The sequence below is a fragment of the Candidatus Babeliales bacterium genome (assembly GCA_035944115.1).
Classification (GTDB): Bacteria; Babelota; Babeliae; order Babelales; family Vermiphilaceae; genus DASZBJ01.
Genome location: DASZBJ010000049.1, coordinates 70138 through 96508, shown reverse-complemented (window position 1 = coordinate 96508; position 26371 = coordinate 70138). Strand labels below are relative to the sequence as shown.

At 38.0% G+C, this 26371-nt stretch carries 24 protein-coding genes; 8 read left to right on the top strand and 16 right to left on the bottom strand.

From position 1 onward, the window contains the following. Nucleotides 1–153: 153 nt before the first annotated feature. The 3 genes from VGT41_06410 to VGT41_06400 are packed head-to-tail and all read right to left on the bottom strand — an operon-like array spanning nucleotide 154 to nucleotide 1580. A complete protein-coding gene (locus tag VGT41_06410) occupies nucleotides 154–870 on the bottom strand; it encodes a hypothetical protein (GenBank protein ID HEV2601894.1) in 717 nt (238 codons plus the stop codon). Between the two features lie 40 nt (nucleotides 871–910). Next, complete coding sequence (locus VGT41_06405; protein HEV2601893.1) at nucleotides 911–1243, bottom strand: hypothetical protein; 333 nt, start codon at nucleotides 1241–1243, stop codon at nucleotides 911–913. Nucleotides 1244–1289: 46 nt separating this feature from the next. After that, nucleotides 1290–1580, bottom strand: coding sequence for a hypothetical protein (locus VGT41_06400; GenBank protein ID HEV2601892.1), 291 nt, complete (start codon nucleotides 1578–1580; stop codon nucleotides 1290–1292). A 278-nt stretch (nucleotides 1581–1858) separates the two neighbouring features. Here VGT41_06400 and dnaN point away from each other — a divergent pair, with 278 nt between their 5' ends. From dnaN to VGT41_06385, 3 genes are all read left to right on the top strand, one after another. After that, the gene (gene dnaN / locus VGT41_06395) at nucleotides 1859–2983 is read left to right on the top strand and encodes a DNA polymerase III subunit beta (GenBank protein HEV2601891.1); all 1125 of its coding nucleotides are present in this window, start codon (nucleotides 1859–1861) and stop codon (nucleotides 2981–2983) included. A 12-nt stretch (nucleotides 2984–2995) separates the two neighbouring features. Next, nucleotides 2996–4087 (top strand): DNA replication and repair protein RecF, encoded by a 1092-nt coding sequence (recF, locus tag VGT41_06390; GenBank protein HEV2601890.1) that lies wholly within the window; start codon nucleotides 2996–2998, stop codon nucleotides 4085–4087. Nucleotides 4088–4428: 341 nt separating this feature from the next. Next, nucleotides 4429–5622, top strand: coding sequence for a hypothetical protein (locus tag VGT41_06385; protein ID HEV2601889.1), 1194 nt, complete (start codon nucleotides 4429–4431; stop codon nucleotides 5620–5622). A 716-nt stretch (nucleotides 5623–6338) separates the two neighbouring features. On the opposite strand, the gene VGT41_06380 is transcribed toward VGT41_06385, so the two are convergent. The 9 genes from VGT41_06380 to VGT41_06340 all read right to left on the bottom strand — a co-directional run bounded on the left by VGT41_06380 (nucleotide 6339) and on the right by VGT41_06340 (nucleotide 15087). Beyond that, nucleotides 6339–6824, bottom strand: coding sequence for a crossover junction endodeoxyribonuclease RuvC (locus tag VGT41_06380; GenBank protein HEV2601888.1), 486 nt, complete (start codon nucleotides 6822–6824; stop codon nucleotides 6339–6341). Nucleotides 6825–7024: 200 nt separating this feature from the next. Next, the gene (dnaB, locus tag VGT41_06375) at nucleotides 7025–8422 is read right to left on the bottom strand and encodes a replicative DNA helicase (protein ID HEV2601887.1); all 1398 of its coding nucleotides are present in this window, start codon (nucleotides 8420–8422) and stop codon (nucleotides 7025–7027) included. Nucleotides 8423–8449: 27 nt separating this feature from the next. Then, nucleotides 8450–8896: a 50S ribosomal protein L9 gene (rplI, locus tag VGT41_06370; protein ID HEV2601886.1), complete on the bottom strand. Its 447-nt coding sequence runs from the start codon at nucleotides 8894–8896 to the stop codon at nucleotides 8450–8452. 83 nt (nucleotides 8897–8979) lie between these two features. Then, entirely contained in the window at nucleotides 8980–10341 is a 1362-nt protein-coding gene (locus tag VGT41_06365; GenBank protein HEV2601885.1) for a hypothetical protein, read from the bottom strand. Between the two features lie 66 nt (nucleotides 10342–10407). Continuing rightward, the gene (locus VGT41_06360) at nucleotides 10408–10914 is read right to left on the bottom strand and encodes a hypothetical protein (GenBank protein HEV2601884.1); all 507 of its coding nucleotides are present in this window, start codon (nucleotides 10912–10914) and stop codon (nucleotides 10408–10410) included. Further along, nucleotides 10915–13479, bottom strand: a complete 2565-nt coding sequence (locus VGT41_06355; GenBank protein ID HEV2601883.1) for a toxin C-terminal domain-containing protein — start codon at nucleotides 13477–13479, stop codon at nucleotides 10915–10917. A 156-nt stretch (nucleotides 13480–13635) separates the two neighbouring features. Next, nucleotides 13636–14172, bottom strand: a complete 537-nt coding sequence (locus VGT41_06350) for a hypothetical protein (protein HEV2601882.1) — start codon at nucleotides 14170–14172, stop codon at nucleotides 13636–13638. After that, nucleotides 14169–14666: a hypothetical protein gene (locus VGT41_06345; protein ID HEV2601881.1), complete on the bottom strand. Its 498-nt coding sequence runs from the start codon at nucleotides 14664–14666 to the stop codon at nucleotides 14169–14171. Before VGT41_06345 ends, VGT41_06350 begins: the two co-directional genes overlap by 4 nt. Before the next feature lie 16 nt (nucleotides 14667–14682). Continuing rightward, nucleotides 14683–15087: a hypothetical protein gene (locus VGT41_06340; protein ID HEV2601880.1), complete on the bottom strand. Its 405-nt coding sequence runs from the start codon at nucleotides 15085–15087 to the stop codon at nucleotides 14683–14685. 155 nt (nucleotides 15088–15242) lie between these two features. On the opposite strand from VGT41_06340, the gene VGT41_06335 reads away from it, so the two are divergent. From VGT41_06335 to VGT41_06320, 4 genes are all read left to right on the top strand, one after another. Then, nucleotides 15243–15950, top strand: coding sequence for a hypothetical protein (locus VGT41_06335; GenBank protein ID HEV2601879.1), 708 nt, complete (start codon nucleotides 15243–15245; stop codon nucleotides 15948–15950). A 223-nt stretch (nucleotides 15951–16173) separates the two neighbouring features. After that, entirely contained in the window at nucleotides 16174–17490 is a 1317-nt protein-coding gene (locus VGT41_06330) for a hypothetical protein (protein HEV2601878.1), read from the top strand. 67 nt (nucleotides 17491–17557) lie between these two features. Further along, nucleotides 17558–19210, top strand: a complete 1653-nt coding sequence (locus tag VGT41_06325) for a hypothetical protein (GenBank protein ID HEV2601877.1) — start codon at nucleotides 17558–17560, stop codon at nucleotides 19208–19210. 715 nt (nucleotides 19211–19925) lie between these two features. After that, nucleotides 19926–20273, top strand: coding sequence for a hypothetical protein (locus tag VGT41_06320; protein ID HEV2601876.1), 348 nt, complete (start codon nucleotides 19926–19928; stop codon nucleotides 20271–20273). 92 nt (nucleotides 20274–20365) lie between these two features. Here VGT41_06320 and ileS read toward each other — a convergent pair whose 3' ends face one another. After that, nucleotides 20366–23173 (bottom strand): isoleucine--tRNA ligase, encoded by a 2808-nt coding sequence (gene ileS, locus VGT41_06315; GenBank protein ID HEV2601875.1) that lies wholly within the window; start codon nucleotides 23171–23173, stop codon nucleotides 20366–20368. A 126-nt stretch (nucleotides 23174–23299) separates the two neighbouring features. Here ileS and murD point away from each other — a divergent pair, with 126 nt between their 5' ends. Then, nucleotides 23300–24667, top strand: coding sequence for a UDP-N-acetylmuramoyl-L-alanine--D-glutamate ligase (gene murD, locus VGT41_06310; GenBank protein HEV2601874.1), 1368 nt, complete (start codon nucleotides 23300–23302; stop codon nucleotides 24665–24667). 3 nt (nucleotides 24668–24670) lie between these two features. Here the strand turns inward: murD and VGT41_06305 are convergent, their stop codons facing one another. From VGT41_06305 to VGT41_06295, 3 genes are all read right to left on the bottom strand, one after another. Beyond that, complete coding sequence (locus VGT41_06305) at nucleotides 24671–25306, bottom strand: hypothetical protein (protein ID HEV2601873.1); 636 nt, start codon at nucleotides 25304–25306, stop codon at nucleotides 24671–24673. Nucleotides 25307–25473: 167 nt separating this feature from the next. Continuing rightward, entirely contained in the window at nucleotides 25474–25944 is a 471-nt protein-coding gene (locus VGT41_06300; GenBank protein ID HEV2601872.1) for a hypothetical protein, read from the bottom strand. Nucleotides 25945–25988: 44 nt separating this feature from the next. Then, nucleotides 25989–26339, bottom strand: coding sequence for a hypothetical protein (locus tag VGT41_06295; protein HEV2601871.1), 351 nt, complete (start codon nucleotides 26337–26339; stop codon nucleotides 25989–25991). Between the last annotated feature and the right edge of the window lie 32 nt (nucleotides 26340–26371).

The following is a 26371-nucleotide window of genomic DNA, read 5'->3' as shown; positions in this document are numbered from 1 at the left end:
ATTAAAATTTTGCTCCAAGCCACTTCGTTGATATACTCTTTTTTCATGATAGTGCCGATTTTTTGAAGATGTTCAGTCTAAAACTTTCGGTGCTATCATACCTCAAAAAATCATATCTTTAAAAACTCAACAGAACCTAATATTTTTCATAATTTATTCTTTATGTTGAAGAGCAGCAGCCGGTTGAAAGCGCGGGCTTAGATATTTGATCACATTTTTACGATTCTTATTGTTTTGCGCTTGAGCGAGTTCTAACAAGTTTAGGCCAGCAGATGTTTGTATTTTTGTGATATCAAACTGGCATCGCTCATACAAAGGTACAAGGTTTTGTAAAGGCTGTAGCGGACTGGATTGAGCAAAATAGCCTATTATTCCGAGGCCCATATCTTTTTCTGTCGTTTGAAGGTGTGCAGTAAGTTCCTCAGATTCTTTTACTTGCAAGGTTTGTACAATGGTGGACCAATCTTTTGGGTTTTGTGCTCGCACACAAAGATTAAAAATATGAGTGATTTGTTTCTTGAGTAAACTTTGTACTTTTGGTTTTCCAGGCAGTTGTGGATATTGTAATGATAGTGGGGGGTAAACGAGTTTATCTGCTTCTATATCTATCAATCTTCCGAGGAGTTTTTTCATTGTTGGGTTTAGATGTGGAGCTTCGTTTTTCATTTTTGCTTCGCACGATTCTCTGTAATGTTGAGCACATTCGGCATTTGTGGCGGGCTGCTCTTTCCACGCTTCTGCAGAACCTTGCAACAAGATCTCTGCGAGAAATGCTTTTTCTAAGTCATCAGGCTGCTCATTAGCGGGTACTATTATGTTGTTAGTGCTGAGTATAAAAGTTAAAAAAAGTATTGTTTTATTATTTTTCATGATGACTTTCGATTTTATATAATGAGTTGATTATATATTTTTATGATTTTTGTTCTTCGTGCCCATTTGGGTTTTCAGCAGCTTGAGCCGCTTTTTTGGCTCTTGATTGCGCTAGTTTCGCTTGTAATCTTTGCCTGTGTATTGTGTTATCTCCGTGAGGACCATTGTCAATAACATCGAATCTTTGTTTCTGCATTTGCAATTGTCCTACAGAAACATTGGCCTGGACCTGTAATGATGTGGCTAAATTCCTTCCCTGGCTACCTTTTGTTTTCTTTAGCAATTTTTTCGTTACAGGCGGTTTTGCATCCGCGTTAGCTGCAAATGATGCGCATGGAATGGTTAATAGTAAAATCAAAATTATATGTCTCATGTTTTTATCCTTTAAAAATGTATTTCTGTCTGGAAAGATTGGTACTTTATCCGTTGCCTTTTTTTCTTGCTTCCAATCGTCTGCGCATCTTCTCTTGCATTTCCCTAAATCCGTGTGGAGGCTGCTCCATTTTACGAACTATGTGTTCGTTTTTAGATGTGCTGGGTATACCGTATTGGCGCTGTAGTGCCATTTGGTCTAACTCTTTTTGAGTTAGGACGCAATTTGGTTGATTTAAATATATTATTGGTGGTTGCGGTTGTTCATCGGCGTTTGCTGCAAATGATACATGGATATTCGTTAATAATAACATCACGGAAAAAAGTATATTTTTCATGAGCGATCCCTATTGTTTTAATTTTTGAACTATAAGCCATTTTTATGATGTTGACGTAATTAGTCTGAGACGTGTAATAAATAATACGTTATTTTTACGGTATTATACTATGAACGTATTCAAATTGTCTATCTGTCAGAATAGTATTATGAAAATATGGTGAGAAGCTTTGTTCTGATTGGAGTAGTTTTTTGCTGTAATGCACGTATACTAGTAATATACTTTTCATCTTAAAATAAAATGTTAATAGATATGATATGGTAATGCCAGAGGGCGATATGAAAAAAAATAGTTTTGTTGTAGATCAAAAATCGTTTATGACGATTCTTTCTGCAATGCAACCAATTTGTAATAAACGGACAACATTGGATGCTACAACATACATTCAATTTCAAGTAGGTCATAGGGAACTTGTTTTAAAGAGCACGGATTTAGAAATTAGTTTACAATCAAGTTATCAACTGACTGAAAGCACAATAGAAGAAGCAGTGTCGTTTTTAGTCTCAGGAAAACGACTTTTCGATTTAGTTAAAGAGCTTGATGGCGATATTACCTTTACGCTACAAGATAAACAGTTGGCTGTCCAAGCAAGCACTGTTCAAGTTTCTTTAAATATTCGTGATGCACAAGACTTTCCTCCATTTCCTGAGCGTATCGAAAACCTTATGCACATGGATGCTTTATTTTTGCTTAATATGTTAGGGAAAGTAGGATTTTTGATACCACAAAACAACTCCAATCCAGCGCTTAACGGATTGTATTGCGAAATTACCAGCGGTGGTTTAAAAATGACGACAACCGATGGGCACTGTTTAGCGCAAGTGAGTACGGCAAAGTATATGCTTGATCAAAATAAAAAATGGTTGTTGCCGCGTCGTGCTGTGTTTGAACTTAAAAAACTGTTAGAAAGCATTAATAACGCGGCGGTATTTTTGGGACTGTGTGGCAACCAACTCGTTTTTTCAGGTGAATCATTTAACTTCTTTACTAAGCTACTTGCAGATCCATTTCCGCAATACGAATTAATTTTAAACAAAGATGGATTTAAGCCTGCGCGTGTTGATAAAGGACAGTTCATTAAAGCGTTACGCCGATCATCATGTTTGTTGTCTGGACAATTTATTGCAACACAATTTGAGTTTAAATCGCATGAATTGCATGTTTCTATGCAAAATAAAGATGTAGGTAAACTAGCTGAGAAATTATCGTTGGAAGAATTTGAAGGTGAGGCGATGGATGTACGCTTTTATGCCCCATACCTTTTGAGCGGTATGCAGGCATTTGCGGATCAGGGATTGCAGTTTCATCTGAAAAATTCTTCAAAGCCTATTATTTTTGAAGCAGATGAACAAGAATGCCATATGGTTTATTTGGTAATGCCTGTTTCTCCAACCGCCGTTTAAATAAGTACCATCGTGCATTTGCAACAATTACATATTAAAAATTTTAGATGTTTTACACAGAAAACAATTTCGTTTCCCAGTAAAATTACCCTTATCGAGGGTTTAAATGGGTCGGGAAAAACTTCTTTGTTGGAAAGTATTCATTACCTTTGTTATCTCCGTTCATTCAGAACCCATGCTCCGCGAGAGTTACTGCAGTTCGGGCATGACACCTTTTTTTTGAAAGCGCAACTTGTACCAGAATCTGATGGGATAACATCTCATGAAACGGAGTTACAGGTCGGTTTTTCTGGAAAAAAACGGCTGGTAAAAATTAATCAAAAAGGTATTAGCTCATATAAAGAGCTAATGGATCATTATCGCGTGGTTACGTTAACCGAAGATGATCTATCTATTATTAGCGGGAGCCCACAAGAACGCAGGGCATTTATAGATCATGTTTTGCTATTATATGATGCAGATTTTGCGCAAGCATCACATAGTTTGCGCCATATCGTCACCAGCAGAAATCGAGCTTTACAATCAGGGGTGCTTGATAAAACAATGTATCATATTCTGACACAACAGCTTTGGCAGGCATCGCGAATAGTGCAGTCACACCGTCGGCGAGGGCTTGAGCGGCTTCAGACTGAAACGACTACGATTATTCATAATTTTTTTGATGACGCTCCTCATATTACTTTTGATTATAACGAGGCTCTTACGGATGGGCATGCCACATTGGAGGCTTTTTTGGCTGACCGCCCCACGTTATATGCAGATGAGCTGCGCTATAGGCGATCTTTATTTGGGGCTCACTTAGACGATATTTTGATTAAATTTTATGAGAAACGATCTCGAATGTTTGCCTCGCGAGGCCAGCAGAAGCTCATTATTTTGCTATTAAAACTAGCCCAAATGAGTGAATTAGCCAGAACCAGAGGGCAGGCGATCTTTTTATTAGATGATTTTATGACCGATTTTGATGAAAAGCGGGCTCATATTTTTATGAAAGTCCTTCAAGGGCTGGGAAATCAGATTATTTTCACTTCCCCTTTAAAACAAGGCTTTTTGCATGATATACTGCTTGAGGCTGGGGCAGGCCAGGTAGTATTGACGGATTGAAATCATTCGCAATAGGCACGAATTTTTATTTTTTTAATTGGTTGACAGCTAACTGTAAATGATATATGCTTATAGAGAATTTAAATTGAAATTGTCCTTCTATAGGGCGTTTTTATAAAAAAAATCATTGACATACTTTGAATGTGTATTATCCTTTAGATAAGTCATATTTAAATTTATGATTTTTTACTTTAATTAGGCTTCATTACTACTCTCCTTTTTTCCATCGCATTAACTTCGGTTGATGCGATGGAATTTTTTTTGCACAGTATGGATAGGATTGTTATAGTGATACTTTGTAAATATCAATAACTAGTCTGAGACTGTCTGAGGAGGATATTGTGAGCAAAGGATTATTATGGTTTTATCTATTAGTATCATCACATTTTTTGATTAGTTCCGATCTTAAAGAGTATTTATATCCTGTTGGGGTGTCATCCACCAATGGTCATGCGGTACCGTTTGTCTATGTCGTTTATCAAAAGGCACCAGATAATCTTACATTATTTGGATGGGATCCAGTAAGTTTATATGCGTATCCACTATTGCATTCTATACATATGCCGGCAGCAGTTCGTATTATGTCAGATGCTTCAGGATTTAGTTTTGTTTCTAATGGTCGCGTATGGATTAAACAGTTTAACAAACGATCTCCAAGAATTATTAGCATTCAAGATTCTCTGTACGATTATATTTCTGTTGATTGGATAGATGAGCTAGCGGGTTATTGCTGTTGTAAAAAACGAGACCGTTATGGAATTTTTCATTTTTCTATAAATGGAGATACTGATGCGATTGCTTTTAGCGATCATTATGATTGTTTACACCCACAGAAGATTGGTTCATTATTATTTTATATTCAACGCTTAGAAATAGAGGGGAATACGCAGTATCGCATTGTACAGCAGCCATATCCCAACATACAGTATAGTAATCAATCATTTAATGATACTGATGCATATACAGAATGGGCTAAAAAAATTATTACTCATCAAACTGCCATAGAGCATGAAATGAGAATGCCTGACGATACAGAGCATAGTGAGGTAGTAGCAGATTTTAATAATCGACAAATTATGTTTTTGTCCATGGTTGATGAAGATCGTGGTTTTGTTATTGAATATGGGGATACGAGTAGCCCCGAAACAATTGATTGTGTATATCATAGCATTGTACGTACAAAATCAGGTTGGCAGGTTAATCCATTATTTAATTTTGCTATTCCGGTCGATTTAATATCACATCAAGCAGATCGATTATATGAGTCATTGGTTCCTTTCGTACCGATTTATCATAATCAAGGCATTTATTTTTCTGATTGTGGACGATCTGAATCTGGAAAGGCCTCTCTATATAAATATGATTTTTTATCTCAGGAAGTAGCTCCTGTTGCAGTTAACTCAACCGAAATAGTATTTGCACCATTTCTTTTTAAGGATCAACTGTTTTATGGAGGCGCAATTACTAATCAAGAAGATACAAATAAGACCGAACTACATAATGGTTCAATATGTCTTAAGTTGCCATCATTTTAGTTTTTAGGCATACAATTCCTATCCTGAAAAATCCGCTAGCGAATGCGCATTAGCGGATTTTTTATTTTTTAAAAACTTTTGATTTTAGGGTTGTTACAGATTTTTTTGTGCAGGTCAGTTGCACAATTTCTGTACCGGAGACAAAGTATGGCCGGTATGAGGCCGTCTGAAGAAGAGGTGGCTTTGAGGTTCCTTTTTTAGGGAAAAATAAAATGAATAATTCCTTATAATTTTTAATAAAAAATCCGAATAAAACTATAAAATTAATAATTTGGATCCTTATAAATCCCTATAATTTTTTATTAAAATATGGAGAGTAGTTCCTTATAAAGTATGAAGTTTTTGATTCCTTGTTTAAAAATTAATGAGATTTTTCCTTATTATTTTAAAAAATTTGAAAATCCAAAGAACTCAAAAATGTGGTTAAATCTTTTCGACAAATGATTTCCTTAAATGAAAATATTTTGGAAAATCCTTTTTTTCTTAAAATTTATTCAAATTTTGAGTGTGCGTTTCATTGTATTTTGAGTTAGCCCCCCCATTATTTTTGACATAATTCTCATTCCGCCTGAAACGCCTGTATCCATCGGGGTTTTGGCAAAAAATGCCCGTTTTTTTCTTTAGAATGAAATTCCGAGCACCCTTTGCGGGCAAGAATTCCAGTAATTTTGAAAAACGCGGTCAAATACGGCTTTGTTTAAAAGATTTTAAATGATTTATAGCAGATAACTGTTTTTGGTTTTCCACAGCCCACAAAGCGTTACTGCGAGCGCATCGGTGACATCATATTTTTCTGGTTTAATAAGACGCGGAAACAGTTGATATAAAACACGCGCAACTTGTTCCTTGCCTGCACCTCCAAACCCGGTAATTGACTGTTTCACTTCTCGCGGAGAAAATTCATGCAGCTGCAGACTGTGTTTATGTGTTAACAAGTATAAAATCCCGCGCAAATACCCTAGTTTTAAAAAGGTTTGACTGTTTTTACCGAGAAATGGTGTTTCAATTGCTAGATCAGTAACCTTCCATTCAATGATTTTTTTCTCAAAAAATTCATGAAACAACCCTACCCGTTCAATAACGGTCTTGGTTCCCGGCAATTTTAAATATCCCGCATCTAATAAATATGTTGTTTTTTGTTCTTTTTTTATGATCGCAAATCCTGCTATAAGCAGACCCGGATCAATACCAAGCACAATCATTACTACCTCTTTATCATAATCACGTCGTAATTTTTTGTTGTCAGATTAAAAGCCTAGGCGAAACCGCCCTCCTGCTCTTTTCTACTTATATAATTGTTTGTTATCTCACAGAACTGTACTACAAATGATACATCACACCGTAAGTTGCTCGCGTCAATATCATCCTACGTAGACCAAAGGCTGGAACGTCGGAAGAACTATTAACCGTAGCCTCCGTATCCGTGATTGCCATCTTCATCAACAAATTTTGTCAATTCACGAATAAATTGCAATTGTACTGTTCCGGTCGGTCCATTTCGCTGTTTTCCGATAATCAATTCTGCATGATTTGGATTTTCTGTTTCAGCGTTATATACCACATCACGATATAAAAACATAATTAAATCAGCATCCTGCTCAATCGCTCCAGATTCACGCAAATCTGAAAGCATGGGACGTTTGTCCATACGCGCATCAACGGCACGTGATAACTGTGCCATCGCGATAATAGGAATTTGAAGCTCTTTAGCCAATGCTTTTAATGATCGAGAAATATCTGATACCTCTTGGTGCCTATTTTCATGCTGCTTTGTAGTATGAACCAGCTGCAGATAATCAATTAATAAAAACTGTAAATTGTGCTCAATTTTAAGCTTTCGCGCTTTTGCACGTAAATCCATGAGGTTAAGCATAGATGTATCGTCTATAAATAACTTCATTTCTGCAAGGCGCGCAGCCACCGATGTTAATTCTATCCATTCTTGAGAACTAATCGTTGCATTGCGAATGTTATGGTGCGCAATACCCGATTCTGAAGATAACTGTCGCAAGATTAACTGTTCTGCACTCATTTCAAGAGAAAAAATACCAACTGTGTTACCTTGCGCTGCAGCTTGTAATGCAAGGCCCATACCCATCGCTGTTTTACCCATCGATGGACGAGCTGCAAGTACAATAAAATCACCTTTTTGAAATCCGGATGTCATCTCATCCAACTTTTTATAACCGGAAGAGATCCCCGTGATTCCTTTGCTATGGCTCTTAATATCAGATAAATGTTGAAATGTCTTTTTTAACCAAATATTAAGTTGTACAAAGTTTTCAGCAGTTCTTTTATTTGATATCTGAAAAATGGTTTTTTCTGCATCATCAAGGACTGAATCAATATCATTATCGTTTTGCGTATAACAGTTCCCAATGATATTAGTTGCAGAATTAATCAACTCCCGCAAAACCGATTTCTCTTTAATAATTGTTGCATGCTGCTTTAACAGTCCCATTGCAGGTATATCTTCCTGCAAACCCATTAAATAGGTAATGCCCCCAATAATAGTTAATTGATCTTTTTTTTCTAATTCATCTTGCAAGGTTACCAAATCAATACGCTTAAATTGTTGTGATAAATCGTGAATGGCTTGATAAATCATAGCATGAGGAAGATGATAAAAATCTTTAGTAGTAAGAATCTCTGCCACCTGCCCCACGTATTCATCATTTAAAAGCAAAGCACCAAGAACCGCACGTTCTGCCTCTAAACTAGAAGGAAGACGCTTGCCCAACATTTTTTCAGGACTGATCGGTTCTAAAAAATCTTTTTTTAATCTTTTACGTATTTGCATGATGTTTAGTGCATTACCTATGTATATTTATTGTTCAGCAACAACTTTAACGGTTACTTTTGGCAACAAAGAAGAAGATAACTTAATCGTTACTTCGTGAGTACCAATACTTTTAATAGACTTATCGATTTCTACCTGGTTTTTTGAAACAGTGATGCCACTTTTTGTGATTTCATCAGCAATTTCTGACGCACTAATTGACCCAAACAGTTTGCCGTTATCATGCGTTTTGCGTTTAATAATCACTGTTGTATCTTTAATTTTTTCCGCAAGTATGGACGTTTTAGATGCAATCACGTCTTTACGGTTATCAATTACTTTCAGTTTTTTTAAAAACGATTGCTCATTGTGTGGGGTTACTTCAACACCAAGTTTTTGTGGAATAAGATAATTAACCGCAAAACCATCTTTTGCTTTGATGATTTCCCCTGCAATCCCTATTCCTACTACATTTTTTAAAAGAAATACTTTCATGAAAATACCTTTCTAAGATGATTCACTCTTATGAAATATGTCGATTCATTATAGTTTAAAAAGGATGATTTGAATAGAACTGTTTATAAGGCACAATCGAGCAAAGAACCATCACTAGCGATGATCAGCCCTCTATGATGGCCAATATAGATGCAAGGCTGTCGTAACTCAATTGCTCGATATCGCGCAAAAAGGTACATAATATGCCGCATTTCAGGCAAATAGCACCATCCATCATTCACAATACACAGTAACGTATTTGGGAGTTTATATTGTGTTGAAAAGTACAAATCGGAACATATGTACGGCATAACCACACAGCCATCAGTAATAGCTATTGGCGTCTGCTGCCTGTCTGAAGCACAAAACCCCTGCTTGTCTTTTAAAAAAAGCTTACGGGCCCAGTTTAAGCTTGGACTTGGTATATACTCATACAAAGGCACGAGGAACGATTTATCATAGAGAGCCGAAATATTCGTATCATCTATACGATACAGGGAGTTAAATAGTTTTTCGCGATCCACTTTGTGAGCACCGATTAATAATGTAACTCCTGATGCAAGTCCATTCTGCTGCCATATTACAACAGCTTCAGGTACAGTATTTAATGGATATGGATAACCTTCTTCTGGCATAATCACTATTTTTTTATGCGGATGTTCATATAAAAATTGCATGATTTTATGGTTAATTTCCTGTGCATCATCAAGCGGATACCCTGTATAGTTTGCAAGCGGTGCAACATACCCAATTGTATGCAGCCATTGCGGTACCGATGCTGCTGGATATTGGTACATCAATCCAACACAAAATGGTATCACAAAACACAGAGCCCCCCACAAAAATGAGATTTTTTTAGTTACTAACGCTGCGGTAAGCAACTGGGCACAGATTATTACACTCAATACCAGAACCGTTGATCCTACGATTGGTAATAATCGCAACGTTGATGGATAGTGCGCACATGGTAACAGTAGATTTGCAAAGCAATCTCCCATTCCTATCATCCAAAACAGATAGAACTGAATGAAAAAAAAATAAAACCAAGAGACCATAATCCATATAAATCTTTTATACCATTGCGCATGATGCCGAGATGATACAAAGGTGCCAATACAAAACCATCCCCCTGCATATACAGAGCTATACACAACTAAGCAAAAAAAACATCCCGCTGCTACTATCAATGAATTATATTTTTTAAGCAGAAAGAAGAACTCTAAAAAATGAATGGTGTTATAAATAAACCCCCAGAAAAAACCGTCTAAAAATGTTAAAGAACCTGCATATACTCCATAATAAAATATAGGAATTAAGAATAAAAAAATCTGCCAAAAAAATAGCGTGGGATATGCAAATGCGCTATTACACGCCAAGGCAGAAATGCATATACCAATATATTTCATATAATTTGATTCTGATCGTTTAGTTATCTTTTTTCTCATCTAAAAATCGTAATACATGTTCAAGATCAATTTCCCATTCTGAAGGCTTTGTGCCATCTCCCGATACTACTTATATGGGGATGAATAAGGCTCTACAAATAAACCTAAATCCTCTATCTTTTTTATTGCCTCTATTGATCGATCTATGCTACCAACATACATATAATAATCATATCCAAAATGAACATAAAAATTTTTTGTTTGCAGCTTTCCCCAGATCACTTCTCTTAAAATTAGACGTACGACATCATCAAGCATAGATAAATCTACTACTAACCCTTCTTGCAAGCGATCAAAAACTTCAACCATGGAAGCGGATAGATGTACATCTTCTTTATCTACATCAGATATTTCTAAAGAGTCTAAATGTAAAGACGTTATATTCGCGCATTTCATAAGCAGCCTAGTTGCTTCAATATATCTATTCTCAATCTTAATATAATCATCAAAGGTCAATACTTCATTTGAAAACTGCTTTTCAATGTCGGAATACGATGTCCACTCATTTTTTAAATAGACACCATTTGTATTTCTGTATTTCGGATTATATTTTGTTATTCTCCAATTAAACACTTAATTTCCAATCCTATTTAAGAATTTATCATATGTCCCCAGTCTCGTTTTTTTACTGGATAGATTTTTAACAGAGTCTGCCATTTTCCAAAATCCTCCATTGTGCGCGTCCACATCAAAAGAAATAAACTTATTACCTTTTTGGAAAATAGGTTGTCCATGCAAATAATAGTTTGTTTTTTTAAATCCTATATTATTCGCTATGTTAGCAATTTCTTTATTTTTTTTATTTAGTATTGCACAAGTTTGATTGTTCAATACTTCTGGTTGTGGCTGATTACAAGTTTGCGTCTTGTCTTGCCTCGATGGTGAAGGTTGTTGATTTTTACTATTACCTAACTGCTGCTTACCATGTTGTTGCTTTGAAGCATGATTCTGCTGTTTCGGAGTATGCGCCTGTTTTGCTAATGTATTATTGTTAGCAGAAAGCTGATTATTATCAACCGAAGACGCACTAAAACTAACCCCTTCTGGCGTTGTCAAAACGTGATCAGAAGTAGCTCGTGGCAATTTATTAGCAAGTGAAGCAGCTTTTGTCTTTACTGCTGTCTTTGCTGCCTTGAAAATATCATTAAGTCCGCCATGTAGCTTATTTTGCGCTATCCAATGGACTACAAATGCTGTTGTCCCTTCTGCCGCACCACGCAAAGAAACTTGCTGCTGCGATAGTTCTTTAATCTGCTCTTTAACTGGCTTAAGAAATTCATCCCATTCCGTTTGCCCTGCATGGTAAGCGCGTAACGCATCAGCACCAATCTCTGCAACGTTTTCTAGCAAACACAGTAAATGATATGCAAACACGTATTTGCCGGCTACAACGCATGCTGCGGTTTCAATCGGATGTTGTATGCAATGGCTTACCGCTCCAATAAGTCCTTTAGCCGTTCCTTCAAGAACACCTTTAACAACATCTACCCCACAATCAAGAAATGCATAACAAAAGTCGATAATATGAAATGACTTTTCTGGTAATCCTACGTGATTGTATTCGCGTGCTGCATCAACACATCCAAGTAGGCCTTTAGAAAAATCTTGTTGTCGCACATGCAGGGGTAGTGCATGATTTTGGTAAACAATTTTTTCTAAAATATCTATACAATCTTGATGCGCTAGCTGTTGTAGTTGATCACCGTAAAAATGGTCATACGCAAGAACGTCATAATTATAATCCTGCAACAGATCGCCAACTGGTGTTGCTATTTCATAAGAACGAGATTCATACACAGCCCCGTTATTTTTAATTTGCTCAACGAGATCTTTACGAAGTCCAAGTTGATCACTATTTTTAGATGCATAATCATACAGAGCTGCTTCACATTCTGATTTTTGAAAATCATCGCACCTCTCGCTTGCTTCTATTATCAATTTCTCTTGCTGATCAAGATCGTGCACAAAATAATTACCGGTACGTGCAAACATTGAACCGCCCGATGATTTTTTGGATGGATGCTTGCTTGAATGACCAGAAAAATCAATATCCCGAGATGGATGCAGTGAATCAACTATGTTCACTATTTCTTCAGGCACTTCGCTTGCATTGCTGAACACACAACTATGGTGCGCATCGTGCATGAATGTTACATCTGAAGAAAGACGACGTTGCGTAACATCATCAGAACAATCGACTGTTGTACAATCACCATCATTACGATCTTCACCATTCTTGCCATCACACACTGTTGTAGGTACGAGTGACGCAGATGAAGTATTACCATTAGTTTTTTCGCACACTACACCCTTTTCATCTACCGCTGGCACATGCGCCTTACTCGCCGCAGCAGATGGCCTTTGCGTACGCCCTCCTGATACTGCCGTCTCCCCATGATTCTTTGCAACTTCTTGCGCAAACAGTGCAACTGTTTTTTGTCCTTCTGCGGAGTGATATGTTGCATATGCTTTTCTGCGATGAAGATCATAAATAATTCCTACAGCACCACAGAGCAAAACACCAACCGTGATGCCAACGGGACCAAAACTAATCCCTGCACCTGCTCCGGCAGCTCCAAACGGCACACTAAAACGAATAAACGCTCCCAGTGGCAGTAGGGTATTATGCGCAACAACACCCTGCTTACCTACTAAAAAAGTGTGTGCCGATGCAACCTGCAATGTGCACACTCTCAGCGGTTCTTGCACTAAAACAACTTTTGAAACCGTTACGGTTCTATTATCTCGACATAACAACTTGTCGCCACTACGCAGCTTATATACCTCCACCCATTTCTGATCGGAAACCCGATAAAACGGTTGCGCAGGAGTACAAACAATCGGCGATGAATCTTGCATAAAAGAAAGACGGCAATAGCTATCTGTTTGACTAAAGCCCACCCCTTCTATCCACCGCTTAACCCATTTTTTTTTGAGCGCATCATACGCCGTCACTCTTTTCCACGTGGACATAACAATCAAATTAGCAAGGCGAAAAAAGGGCAGCAGCTCTTTACCATTTTTCATAGTAATAACTGTATCGGGCGCAAATCCATGTGACCTGATGATGCGCGTAGAACTAAATAAAGCTAATGAAAATAATGTGAAAAGAAGATGAAAGTATCGACGATAATACATGGCCACCCTTTTTATAATTCCGCCGAATTTAGAACGTAGAAAAATATAATCGCTACTGTCATTACATCTTTACAAAAAAGAGGGTATCTGGAAAAGAGAATGATCAAAAATCAATGTAAAATTCACGCGCAAAAAGGCATGAAGCATCATACTATACTAACTCGCAGATTGATCATGACGCCATCCAGCAACAATAAGATCCGCACTAGTATGCGGCTTTACTACTTGGCATGTCAACGCAGCAAGCACTGTTTCATTACGACTGACCACCGCCTCAATCACCACAATCCCTTCTTGCATTATTATAGTTGCCTTACCAACCAGTGGTATGTGCCGGGGCGGTGGGGTTACATGGCCATATGTTATAGTTATTTTTTTTTTAACCACTGGCCTATGCTTAGGTGCAGAGGCCGGCATTGGCATCAAATCATCAAACCATATCGTAATTACTTGCGCTGGCGTTTTAGCATATATTTTTATTGCATCATAATGGGTAGATGCAAATGCAATAGCATAATTTAATACCCCTTCTGCTGCATACACTCGCTCCGCGTATGACTCACGCATCCGCACAATATCCTGCAATCGAATTGCGTTATAAAAAGAACTGATAAAACAGAGAGAAATAATAGATATTATCACGAGCACAAACAGTGATGAAGAGCCATTACCCTGTATTTTAATACTCATCATTTTATTTTTTTATTCCGTATTGCAACAGTCCGAGTCAGTATATTATTTGAATTATTTGATTCAACGGTACATACAATTGATCGCATTATACTACCTTCATAATAGGGCGTTATATGGATAGCTTTGATATTATTTACAACAGTCCCGCGTACTGATTCATGCCATTGATATGTAAGCGGATCATATAATCCTTCGGTACGTATTACATTTCCTTTGTAAACTTCCCAACCGACACTGAAACCGTCTACCCAAATATATTCATTATCAGCTTTATGTAACAAGGTCCCTTGGGTCGAACAAAACTGTTTAATATCTCGTTCTAAAACATCTACAGTACATGATAGATTAATATCTATATCCGATATTTTATTATACCCCGTAATAGTCGCATAATTTGATACCATATAGCTAGTAACCATTACCGTTAGCTGAATAATTAAAAAAAAATAAACGGTAAACTCGATAAGGCTAAACCCAGGCTGACTCATCTTCATATATCCACCTTTTTTATCACAACACAATACCGCTGAAAATAGAATACGTTTCAATCTCATCATGTATAGATTGCCACGTAGCTTTTACCTCCACCTGGCAAAAACCATCTACCGTTAGCTGGGCAATCTCAGCATCATCTACAACAATACGAGGCCTGTTCTTTCGTGTTGTCACGAGATAATTAATATCGTTTTTCTCTACTATCGCCGTAGCATGAGCACTACCTGCCAACCAACTGTCCAATACATTTTTTGCTTCATTAAGCAATGATATACGTCTATGCGCCTTTATATGTATATCTACAATTTTCCAACTAAACTGAGCCACTAATGCTGCCATAATAGTAACCATAGTAAACGCTAACAAAACTTCTAATAATAAAACCCCACCCGGTCGTACCTGTTTACGCATTCGCTTCATATGCCTTCTCTACCATTAGTTATAATATTAACAATTATGATGCCAGCATACATCGGAAATCATCTTCATAATAAAGGGTCCGTGGATATTTTAATATTTATATGATATGAATAGCTGTCAACATGTCTACATATATTAATTTTAAAAGGAGCCCTATGTTAAACAAAAAACAGTTATCTGTATTAGCACTCATTATATTACCGTGTACCCAATATGCGCAAACACACGGTAAATTCTTAACACCTCATCAAACAAATGCATCCCATACTCAAGAAGTAAAAACTACTAATGCATCTTTAATTGAAGAAGAAACAACAAAAGCAATTAATAAAGCAATAGATAATTATCTTGCCACGCAACAAAAAGCCACCGTACTGAGAACAACAAATGCTTTAGAATCTAACAACCTCTTCGATAGTTCTGCTATCAACGACCTACAAGCGGCATGTACAAATATACGTACTAAAGCACAACAACAATTCGAAACTCACCTTTCTACGCGTAAAGCAAAAAGTCAAAAAGAATTCGCAGAAAAAAAAGAAAGAATAAAGAAATATTCCTTACGAACTGTTGACACCATCAAGATGGTGCTCGAAAGTCATAGTAAAAGCCTCATGGAATTAAAAGAAATCTATGGTTCTGTGGAAACTCCAGAAGCACAAGAGGCAACCCAAGCTGCATCAAATATCTTAACCAGTGCCATACAGGATATATATAATAATGCACTGCAAGATCTTGCAAACATGATCACTCATGTGCCCGAAAAAACGATTGATACATTCCTCAAGACCGTTATACCTGCTACTATTACACTCATACTACAATCAGAACGCATAAATAACTCAGCTTCAAAGCACGAGTAGGCTACGATTATCTTAAGACTCTTTTATTAATTATTGATTTTTCATATCATTATTTTTAATAGTATCTTCTTGAAAAAGAGGCCTACTGAACAACAAACACCAATCAAATAGACAGCGGTGAAATCATGTGTTACATTGATATTGCTACCATTTGGCAATATATTTTGAGTAGCACTACATATGAAAACAATACTAGACCTAACCTAAAAATAGGATAAACAGTATGACATTCAGAAAATATTCCCTGATTTTTATGACTTTTTTTGTCTTTCAATCGATTGCTGTGCTCGCTGGAGCGCAAAAGCATAACGCTCCTGTTATTGATGAGGAACTATTAGCTTGGGCAGAAGCCGCGAATAAGGAAGTGGATAAGTATGTAAGCACCCTAACCACTGAAGAGCGAGCAAAATTTAATAAAGAGGTAGAAGAGCTTACTCATGCCTTAGAAACTATGTCAGAAGAACAACTAAGCGAATTCTTTAAAGACCTTGCCGGTATTGAAGGCCTTGAAGATGAGTTAACTGCCCTTCCTGAACCCACTCCAACTACGCCAGCTCCTACCACCCCTATAGTGGTGACTCCAAAACCAGTCGATCGCACGGAGCAAGCAATCACACTGCTTAACAATATTATTACACGAACAGAGCGATTCCTACGTACCGTACAACGCATTTCTGAGCTATCTGGTTCAATGGCAAGCTGGGTTGAAAAGGACAAAGCAGGAAATCTACCAAACGATCTTACTTGGGCAGCCTTTAAAACAAAAATAGAAACATTTGATAAAAAGGTTACCTCGCTAAAAGATCGTGATTCGTTAACACAAAGCTATTATTACATCGATGCGCTTATCAAAGATGAAAAAACCTACAAAGCTCTTTCTACATTGAGTGAAAATCTCACCACAGCAGAACCAAAAGTACAAGCACCACAAGCATTAACTGCATTAACAACGAGTTCACGTGATGCGATGAAATCAGTTCTTGGCAGCCTTTCTGATGCTATCTACAAAGAACAACTGGAAAAAAGTATCGATGCTATTATTGCACAGGCAAAACCAACTACAAAAGCGGTGACATCAAAACCTGCTGAACCTAAAAAAGATACATCAAACAAACCAACTCCTACGGCACCTGCAACAACTACTGGACAAAACAAAGAATTAACTAAAATAACTGATGTAATCTCATCTGCTGCAAAAGATGTGCAAACAGTAGTAAGCCAAACCAAAGCAAAGGATGTTAAAGAATTCGTTACCCGTATAGTAACACAAACTTCATCTATTAAAGATACGGTCACCGTGATGCAAACTCTTGAAACAGCAACACTGTCGATAGAGCAAGCACAGCGTCTCTTTAAAAAACTATCCAAAGCTCAAAAAGAGCCTGCTGCTCGTGAAGTACATGCAATGATCAATGACAAGAAACTACTTGATATAGCTGAAGGAACAGCAGCAATCGCGATTAAAACTGACACACCAGATATCATTCTGGCACTAAAAGATCTCGGTGAAGCAATTAACGTACTTAACGAATTAAAATAAAAAATGAATGCAAAGAGGCGGTTAATCAACCGCCTCTTTTTTTTACATAACCAAAAAGGACGGTAATATGGTATATAAAAAAATATCTCTTTTATATGTTGTTTCCTTTCTTGTAATACAAAATATATCTACACCACTATTAGGCATTTCTCTTGAAGAAATAGAACAAGAATTTGCTGCGTCTCCTGATAAATCTCCAGAAGATATTTTAGATAATATTAGTGATGAAGAATTGTTAGAATTATTAAAAAGTACCGGTTTTGATGAAGAGCTCCCGATGCCAACTATGCAAAAACAAAAACCAGCTTCTGAAAAATTTGAACCGATAAGCAGTAAGCCTGCTACCTCTACCACTGCTTCTCCATCCTCACAATCATTAGAACAGACTAAAAAAGCAACTTCTATCATTGAAAGCACTTTGACCCTTATTGAGCAGTTTCTATTGCATACCCAATACATTCCTGAGCTGCCGGGTAAAATTGACAGCTGGGTACGCCAAGATAAAGTGAGAGAGTGGCAAGTTGATCTTACTTGGGAAGGATTACGCGCAAAAATTGAATCCTTGTATTACACAATAACTCAATTAAAACAGCGAGATCCAATAACAAAAGAATATCGTTATATTGATACTTTGATCAAAGATGGAACAACGTATAATACTCTTGTTGCATTGCAAAAAAAGTTACATCACTCTGTCCCCAAATTAAAAAACCTCGATCCATTTAAACCATTATCAAAAAAAATCCGCTCAGAAATCAAAGAAATATTAGGTAGTTTTACTGAGATTATGTACGTCGCACAACTAGAAAAAAATCTCAATACTATTTTAGAAAAATATAGTGGTCGTGCCATGGAAATCAAAGGACAAGAAGATAAAGCACAAAAAAAAGCAGTTGAAGAATCAAAAAAAATACGCAAAGAATCTGCCAAAAAAGAAGTGAAGCCGAGTAAGCCTGCATCTCAAAAATCCACGGGAAAAACTGGATCTACTGATTATGATATGGGCTCATACAATGATTATTCTTCTTATTACCCAAGCAGTGGCGGTGGTGGGCATTATGGTGGTGGATATCAGGGCGGTAGTGATTATGATTATCCAAGCAGCAGCAAGTCTCCTACGAAAAGCAGAGGCAAAACAAATACTAGCAACAGAACTTCATCAAACAAAGATACTGACAGTGAAACTCCCGTAACTCCAGCAACGCCGGCTAAACAAGAAAAGAAGCCTGAAACACCAACTGAAGAGAAAAAAGCAAGCAAAGATCTTGAGAAGATACTTGATTCTATCGATAATGCGGCGGATTCTATTGGAGAACTCGTTGACCAAACCGGCTCAGGCAACACAAAACGATATGTAGACATTGCTGCAAGCCAAAAACAACCAAATCGATCCATGATGGGATCAGTTGAAAGCGCTACGTTAACTATAAATCGAGCACGTCGACTACTCAAAAAGATATCTGGTTCAGAAAAAGATGCGGCGTTACGGACTATTAAAGATCGTTTGAAGAAAACAGAATTACTTGATCTGGTTGATAAAGTTGCCTCACTCGCACCAACCCATAATGGCACCATCGCTTTAAAAAATCTTGGCGAAGCAATTAAAGCATTATATCAAAAGAATTATACTCCCCAGACTATACCATTGATAGAAGCGGTAGCTGAACTGATTGAGGCTGAGCCACTGGTACGAAAACCTGCTAAAAAGCCTGGTCGTTAAGCGCAATAATTATTTCAAAAATATAGGAGGCCGGGAGTGAATAATCACTCCCGGCCTCTCACATTACTGCCATAGTAAGTTAAAAATAACGTGAGTTCGACGTAAGAGCCGGATAACTATTATGTCGCGCTCAGATGAGCGCACAAATTCTGGATTGCTACGCTTCGCTCACAATGACGGTAGGTAATGTCTTATGTTCTGCTGTGTATGGCAGTAGTATAGGGTAGCTTTGTGGAGAGGGCTTTATTTGAAAAGTAAAACTGTGAACTATAGATACATATTTTTAGCACTATTGGCGTTCTCCTCCAGTCATGGTGCCTGTCCGGCGGAGTTTTAACGAAGGCGGAAGAGAGCCTCGGCGAACGTCACCATCCAGATAATTGTGCGCCGAAAAGGCGCGACAAAATTCGAAGGGATTTGCCATCTTCTTAGATCGAACTCATATTACTGCATAGTATGTTAAAAATTAATGCCCCCATGCAATCTTCTTACTACTTGCATCCTTGCGTTTCCAATTGTAATTGCAGCCAATGTTGTAACAAGTTTTTTTGCACGCAATCGCTGCGCCCATCTGCAGAATCAACCAATTATCATCTAAACTAGTCAGCTTTTATTCCTACCAACCTAAAAACAATTCGCTAGAAATATTGTACATTGGTGCAGATATGTGTTAAAAACTGAAACGACATTTATAATATATAATATAAGGAGTATAATGAATTATCTAAAAGAGTTCTTTTTACTATTTGCTGCCATCATCATCAATCAGCCGCTACATGCTGCTAATCCGCAAAACCCACAAAAACCCCCTTTTCTTCAAATCCCAGCAAGCTCCCGCAGCCAAAGCTCACGCAGCGCAAGCACATTAAGCAGCGATAGCAGTGATTCACCCAACCCGCAACTCCTACCGTCACCCGCAGTATCACCACTTCATGTTGCAATAATTGCAGCAAGAGCACCCAGCAAGAGAAGCTTTCAATCACCTACTCATGCGCAGAAATTTGCAACAGTAGCTCGACCTCTGGCAGAGGCCATGCGTCACGCAGACAATTCGAAGAATTAATGACACACACCAAAAACATGCACACCAAAAACATGCCCCATGACCTTATTTGATCATGGGGCATGAGTAATTTACAATCGCTTTTTATAATCTTATACAATCGCCTGACAACGTTCGCATAATCCATCGGCATGCAAGGAAACCTGCCAATGCCAGCAACGTAGACATTTCTCCCCTGCTGCCTTTTGCACTCGCACATACAATCCTGGCAACTCTGTTTTTTCACAATCACCTTGTTCTGGCACAAATCTACATGCCGATACAATCATACATTCCTTAAGGAATTCATCTTGTGACTGATTACCTTTTGCCAGAACAGCTAGAATTGATCCTATCGACTTCTGCACTGATTCATCCCAATAAATAGTCAAATCCGCTTCCAGAGAATGCTTAATAATTCCTTGGGCTCGTAGAAGCTCAATCGCTTTGAGCAACGCACTGCGAATGGATTTAAATTGTTCCCATTCTTTTTTATCTACAATAATATTACTTTCTACCGTTGCAAAATTCTGTAAATGTATCGAATCCGATTTGTTTTTTTGATATAAATCTGCAACCTGCTCAGCAGTACAGGAAAGAATCGGAGCTATTAGGCGGGTTAACGTGTCAAGAATATACCAACTAGCTGTTTGTGCTGATCGTCGCAAAAATCCGTTTGATTTTTCTACGTACAAACGATCTTTTACAATATCCAAGTAGAAGGAACTTAAATCAACCGCTGCATAATCTGCAAGTGCATGAAAAATTGCTGTTGGCTGTAAATTATCATACGCCTCAATAATTGCATTATTTACTAATTCTAATTGCGCCACAGCATATTGATCAATCAGTAACATCTGATCAAACGGAACTGCGTCTACTGCAATATCAAAATCGTATAGATTTGATAACAAGAAGCGACAGGTATTACGGACTTTACGAAACACTTGCGACACGTTATTTAACAATAAGTCAGAAACAACGGCATCACCAGAACAATCAATACTGCTTGCCCATAACCGCAACCCATCAGTTCCTAATTGATCTATAATTTGCTGCGGAGATACGACATTCCCAATTGATTTTGACATCTTTTTTCCGTGCTGATCAACCGTAAAACCATGCGTTACGATGGTACGCATCGGCGCTGAATTTTCTAAAACCACTGCGGTCAATAATGAACTTTGGAACCAACCACGATGCTGATCCTTACCTTCAAGATAAATATCTGCTGGATATTGCAATGCCGGGTTCTTCGTAAGGACTGCGAAATGGCTTACTCCAGAATCAAACCAAACATCCAAAATATCGGTTTCTTTTATAAAATCTGATTTCTGACATCCTGGACACGTAAAACCTGATGGGAGCAGATCTTGCAACGTAATCGAATCCCAATATTCAATGCCGTGATGCGCTACTTGTGATGCAACCTGATTAATCAATGCACTCGTAACATACGTATAATCGCATTGTTTGCAAATCACTGCCGGAATTGGTACTCCCCACACGCGCTGACGAGAAAGACACCATTCTAAACGCCCTTCTACCGTTGCCTTTAATCGATTCGCTGATTTCTCAGGCAATGTAACAATGGTATCAATTGCCGCTAATGCGCGATCTTTAAGGTTCTCTTTTGATAAATCACAAAACCATTGCTTGGTCGCGCGGAACATCAGTCCGTTATGGCATCGCCAACAATGCGGATAGGGGTGACGGATACTGGTTTTATGAAACAGCTTATTTTTTTCTACTAATTTTTTAATAACCCAAATTTGCCCATCTGCAACTGACATTCCAGAAAGTTCTTGTGGCATAATTTCAGCAGTATATTTACCATCGCTGCTCAGCGGAGAATAAATTTCTAAGCTATTTCTTACGCCAACTTCATAATCCTCTGGTCCACATCCAGGAGCACTATGCACACACGCAGTACCATCTTCTACCATTACCGATTGATCAAGAATGACCGGTACCAATAACCCCTCAACAAACGGATGGTGGGCTCGAGCGCCTAGTGCATATAGCTCGTCAGAATTAAATTCTGCAACGATTTTTGGTTCTGCTTCAACTAGTTTAGCCACGGTAGGTGCAAGCTGTTTTGCAGTAATAACGTAGGTGCCGTTCAGATCGAGAACAACATAGTGCACATTCGGCCGCAATAACACCGCCCGATTAAGTGGCAATGTCCATGGGGTTGTGGTCCAAACAACAAAACTAATTTCTTTACCCGAAAGGGTTGGGAATAATGTTTCTATTATTGATGCATGCAATGGGAATAAAACATATACCGATGGATCCTTACGCTCTTGATATTCAATCTCTGCAGTTGCAAGCACGGTCTGACATGACCAACACCATGGCACTGTTTTATTTTTTCGCTCAATATACCCCGCATCTACAAACTGACCAAACGCCTGTAAAATAGATGCTTCGTATGAATACGACATGGTTGTATAGGGATTATCCCAATCCATGACCACACCCAGCTTCTTGAACTCTTCTTTTTGTACTTCAATCCATTTTTGTGCATAGGAACGACATGCTTTTTTAAGATCCTGTCGAGATAAACCCGGATTCTCTTGCGACACCTTCAATTCAATCGGCAGCCCATGACAATCCCATCCTGGCGTTACTGGCACATGTTTACCAAGCATACGCTGTGATTTGGTAACAATATCTTTTAAAATTTTGTTATATGCATGTCCGATATGAATATGCCCATTGGCATATGGTGGACCATCATGCAAAATATATTTTTGCTTACCACTGTTATGAATGAATGCTTTTTCATACAGCTGTTCTTGTTGCCATCGACTAATCATAACTGCATCATCTACCTTTGCATTTGGCCTGATCGGAAAATCAGTGCGTGGTAGATTTAATGTAGTTTTATATTTTGAATCTTTTACGTCCTCAGCCATGGGCCTTCTCCTACTGATAAGAACATTACGGTATGATTAGGCTTGATTATACCGTTGTTTTCTTTTTTTTCCAAAATTAGGCTAAGCTATATTTTGTAATAAATAAGCATAAAAAAAGATATACACATGAACATTAAAAATAAAAAAATCGGCATTTGGGGATTCGGAGTAACGGGACAATCAATCTTACGCTATTTTTCTAACCAACAAAACTCCAATAACATTATAGAAGTTTTTGAACAAAAAGCGGTAACCGCGCAGCAAAACAATGTTATTGTCACTGCTGGTGCATCCTTATTCCAGTCATCAGACCCACTACAATTTATCGAACATAATGATCTTATTATCGCTAGCCCCGGGATCAACAAAGATCCTTATCTTCAATACGCCAATAAATTTATTACTGAAGTTGACCTTTTTTATACCCATTATCAATACCCCATCGTTGCAATTACCGGTGCAACAGGGAAAACAAGTATTACTCACCTACTTGGACAGTTATGTACCTTTGCTGGACTAAAAACCGACGTAGGTGGAAATATTGGTACCGGCATGTTAGATCTTATAACCCATGATCGCGCCGATCTGTGCATTTTAGAACTCAGCAGCTTCCAACTTGAATATGCAACGCGATTTGCACCAGATCTGGCAATCATCACAAATCTCTATGAAAACCATTTGGATAGACATCAAACAATGGACCGATATTTTGAAGCAAAATCACATATCATGACACAGCAAACCAATGATCAAATGGCGCTCTTGCCGCTCTCATTGATTACACGATGCAATGGTGTTAAAACACAAAGCATACGCCATTTTTTTTCTTGGGACCTCTCAACTGAATCTGAACTATTAAAACAGTTAGAGCCACAAGATGGACTGTTCTTTGTTCGTAATAATACGGTTATTTTTCGACGATATAATCAAGAACAAGACGTTATCGCTACTACAAAGTTTCCTGCCCTATCGCTCAAAGAAAACTGGCTTATTATCGTAAGCGCCCTGCATCTTTTAAACATTCCAGTATCGGTAATCGCACAAGCTGCTGATCAACTGGTCCTTCCTGCCCATCGACTCGAAAAAGTTATCACAAAAAATGGTATTACATTTTATAATGATTCAAAATCTACTACCCCACAGGCAACACTCGCTGCAGTTAATGCACTACAAAACAGGCCTATTCATCTATTATTAGGTGGGTTAGGAAAGGGTGTTGATCGTGCGCCGCTCATTGCACAGCTCAAAGGCTTAGTACACTCTATATACTGTTTTGGAGGAGAAGCGGACGAATTATATAGACTCTGCGGGCAAGTAGGAGTTCCTGCATACCATGCAGGCACTCTTGAAGAATCGTTTGATCTTTGCATGCAGCAGGCAAAATCAGGAGATCAAATTTTATTGTCACCCGCAGGAGCAAGTTATGATCTATTTAAAGATTATCAAGAGCGAGGAGAGGCGTTTAAGCACATGGCGATTGATTACGGTAATTAACCACTATTGATATTGGAGTGCTCGAGGAATCCTCTTTTGATAAATAGTAGGATTAGGATATGGACAAACACGACGACGCAAGGCTTTTGTTCTTGATCTTTGTTTTGGGCCTATATCAACTTTTTTTACTGTCCTCAAGCACATTTTGCTCAGACCTTGTGTAAGCATGTCTACTTGATTCAACACGCCTCCTCTCGCCGTAACGGTACTCTTAACCGCAATCATCGATGCCAAGACTGTCTCTTTTGAACCTCTTGCAACTGTTTGCGTTTTTTGTTGAAAATCAATGAGCGAGCCCCAAGACTGTTGCTCATCATATAACAGCGGTCCTGGCAACCAACATGGTGCCGCTTGTACCACTAATGCTTCTGACCGAACATGATTACCTTTGATTTGTTCCTTTTTCCAATCATAAGCTTTAGGCCTTACAAAACCTGCAAGAAATTCGCTTACATCAAAATCGTCTTGCATGTGTGGGGAGTCCCCTGTGGCAATGAAACACAGAACAGCAGCCTTTTCCACTCCTTCTAAGAAAATACCTTCTTCTATTTCTGACGCGGTGAGTTCCGTGTTCATGCTAGCTGCAGGTATACCAAAACAAATCGAAACAAAAAAAATATATAGTAGTGCGCGATGCATAATAAGCCTTTACATTTTGTACAATAAAATCATGTACGCTACTATATCATAAAATAATAATCACATCGAAAAAAAGATCGCTATTTGTATGAAATTCTTAAAAAGGATTGTTGAAAGGACATCTTATGCTTGCTGCAACAATATTACTACAGCGAGTGCCACCTTCATCAATGCACACTTTTTTCCCTTAACTCTCGAGCTTTTTGATTTGCCAATGCGCCAATATTTTTTTTATGAAGAAAGCTCAGGGCCGAATCATTGTTACCTACCACCCTATTACTATTTTTATAGCTTACCAACATGGCACCCGACATTCGCTCATCCTCACTTCTCCCGCAAGGACATCCTAAAACTCTTTCAGGCGTGATAGCGCTATAATAAGATAATAAGCCATCCTGTGATAACATTCTCCAATCTCCACGTTTGTTTTCACCATTCTCGTCCAAGTATACATATTCAAAAATCTTGGCTTCATATTCTTTTTCCTCTACAGATGCTTGTTGGGCAGGATATCCTATTTGCTCTGCGTAATCCCCTAACCTTTTTTGATATGCCGCTAACCATTTGATTACTACCTCTTGCTGATTTGCAGCATGTAGATTAATAGTACAAAACAAAAAGAGTACATAGCGCATCATATACATACACCCTTCCCTAAGAAATTAAATTCACAAAATCCATCCTAACGAGTCCATGAACGCTTTTGCCTGCTTTTTATCTTATGCAGCTCTTGATACGCTCCTTGCAGCATTTGCACTTGCCTCAGTACTGTCATGCTATTTTCCAGCCATGCATTATGTTCAGGCACACAACCCAATACCATTTGATTTCGTTGCATCTCATTTTTTGCATGGGCGATTAATGGCGGCCTATGTAACATAAACCCATCTGACTTTGCCTCTGATCTTAGCCTTTTAGGAAATAATCGCGCAAGAACCATTCTATCTGGTGGCGATCCAGGAGTTTCATCGGCAGCATTAGCCACGTTCATCAAAAAACAACTCATATAAAGAAAATACCGTATGTTATACATTAAGATTCCTCGCAACAACCAGATTACAAAGT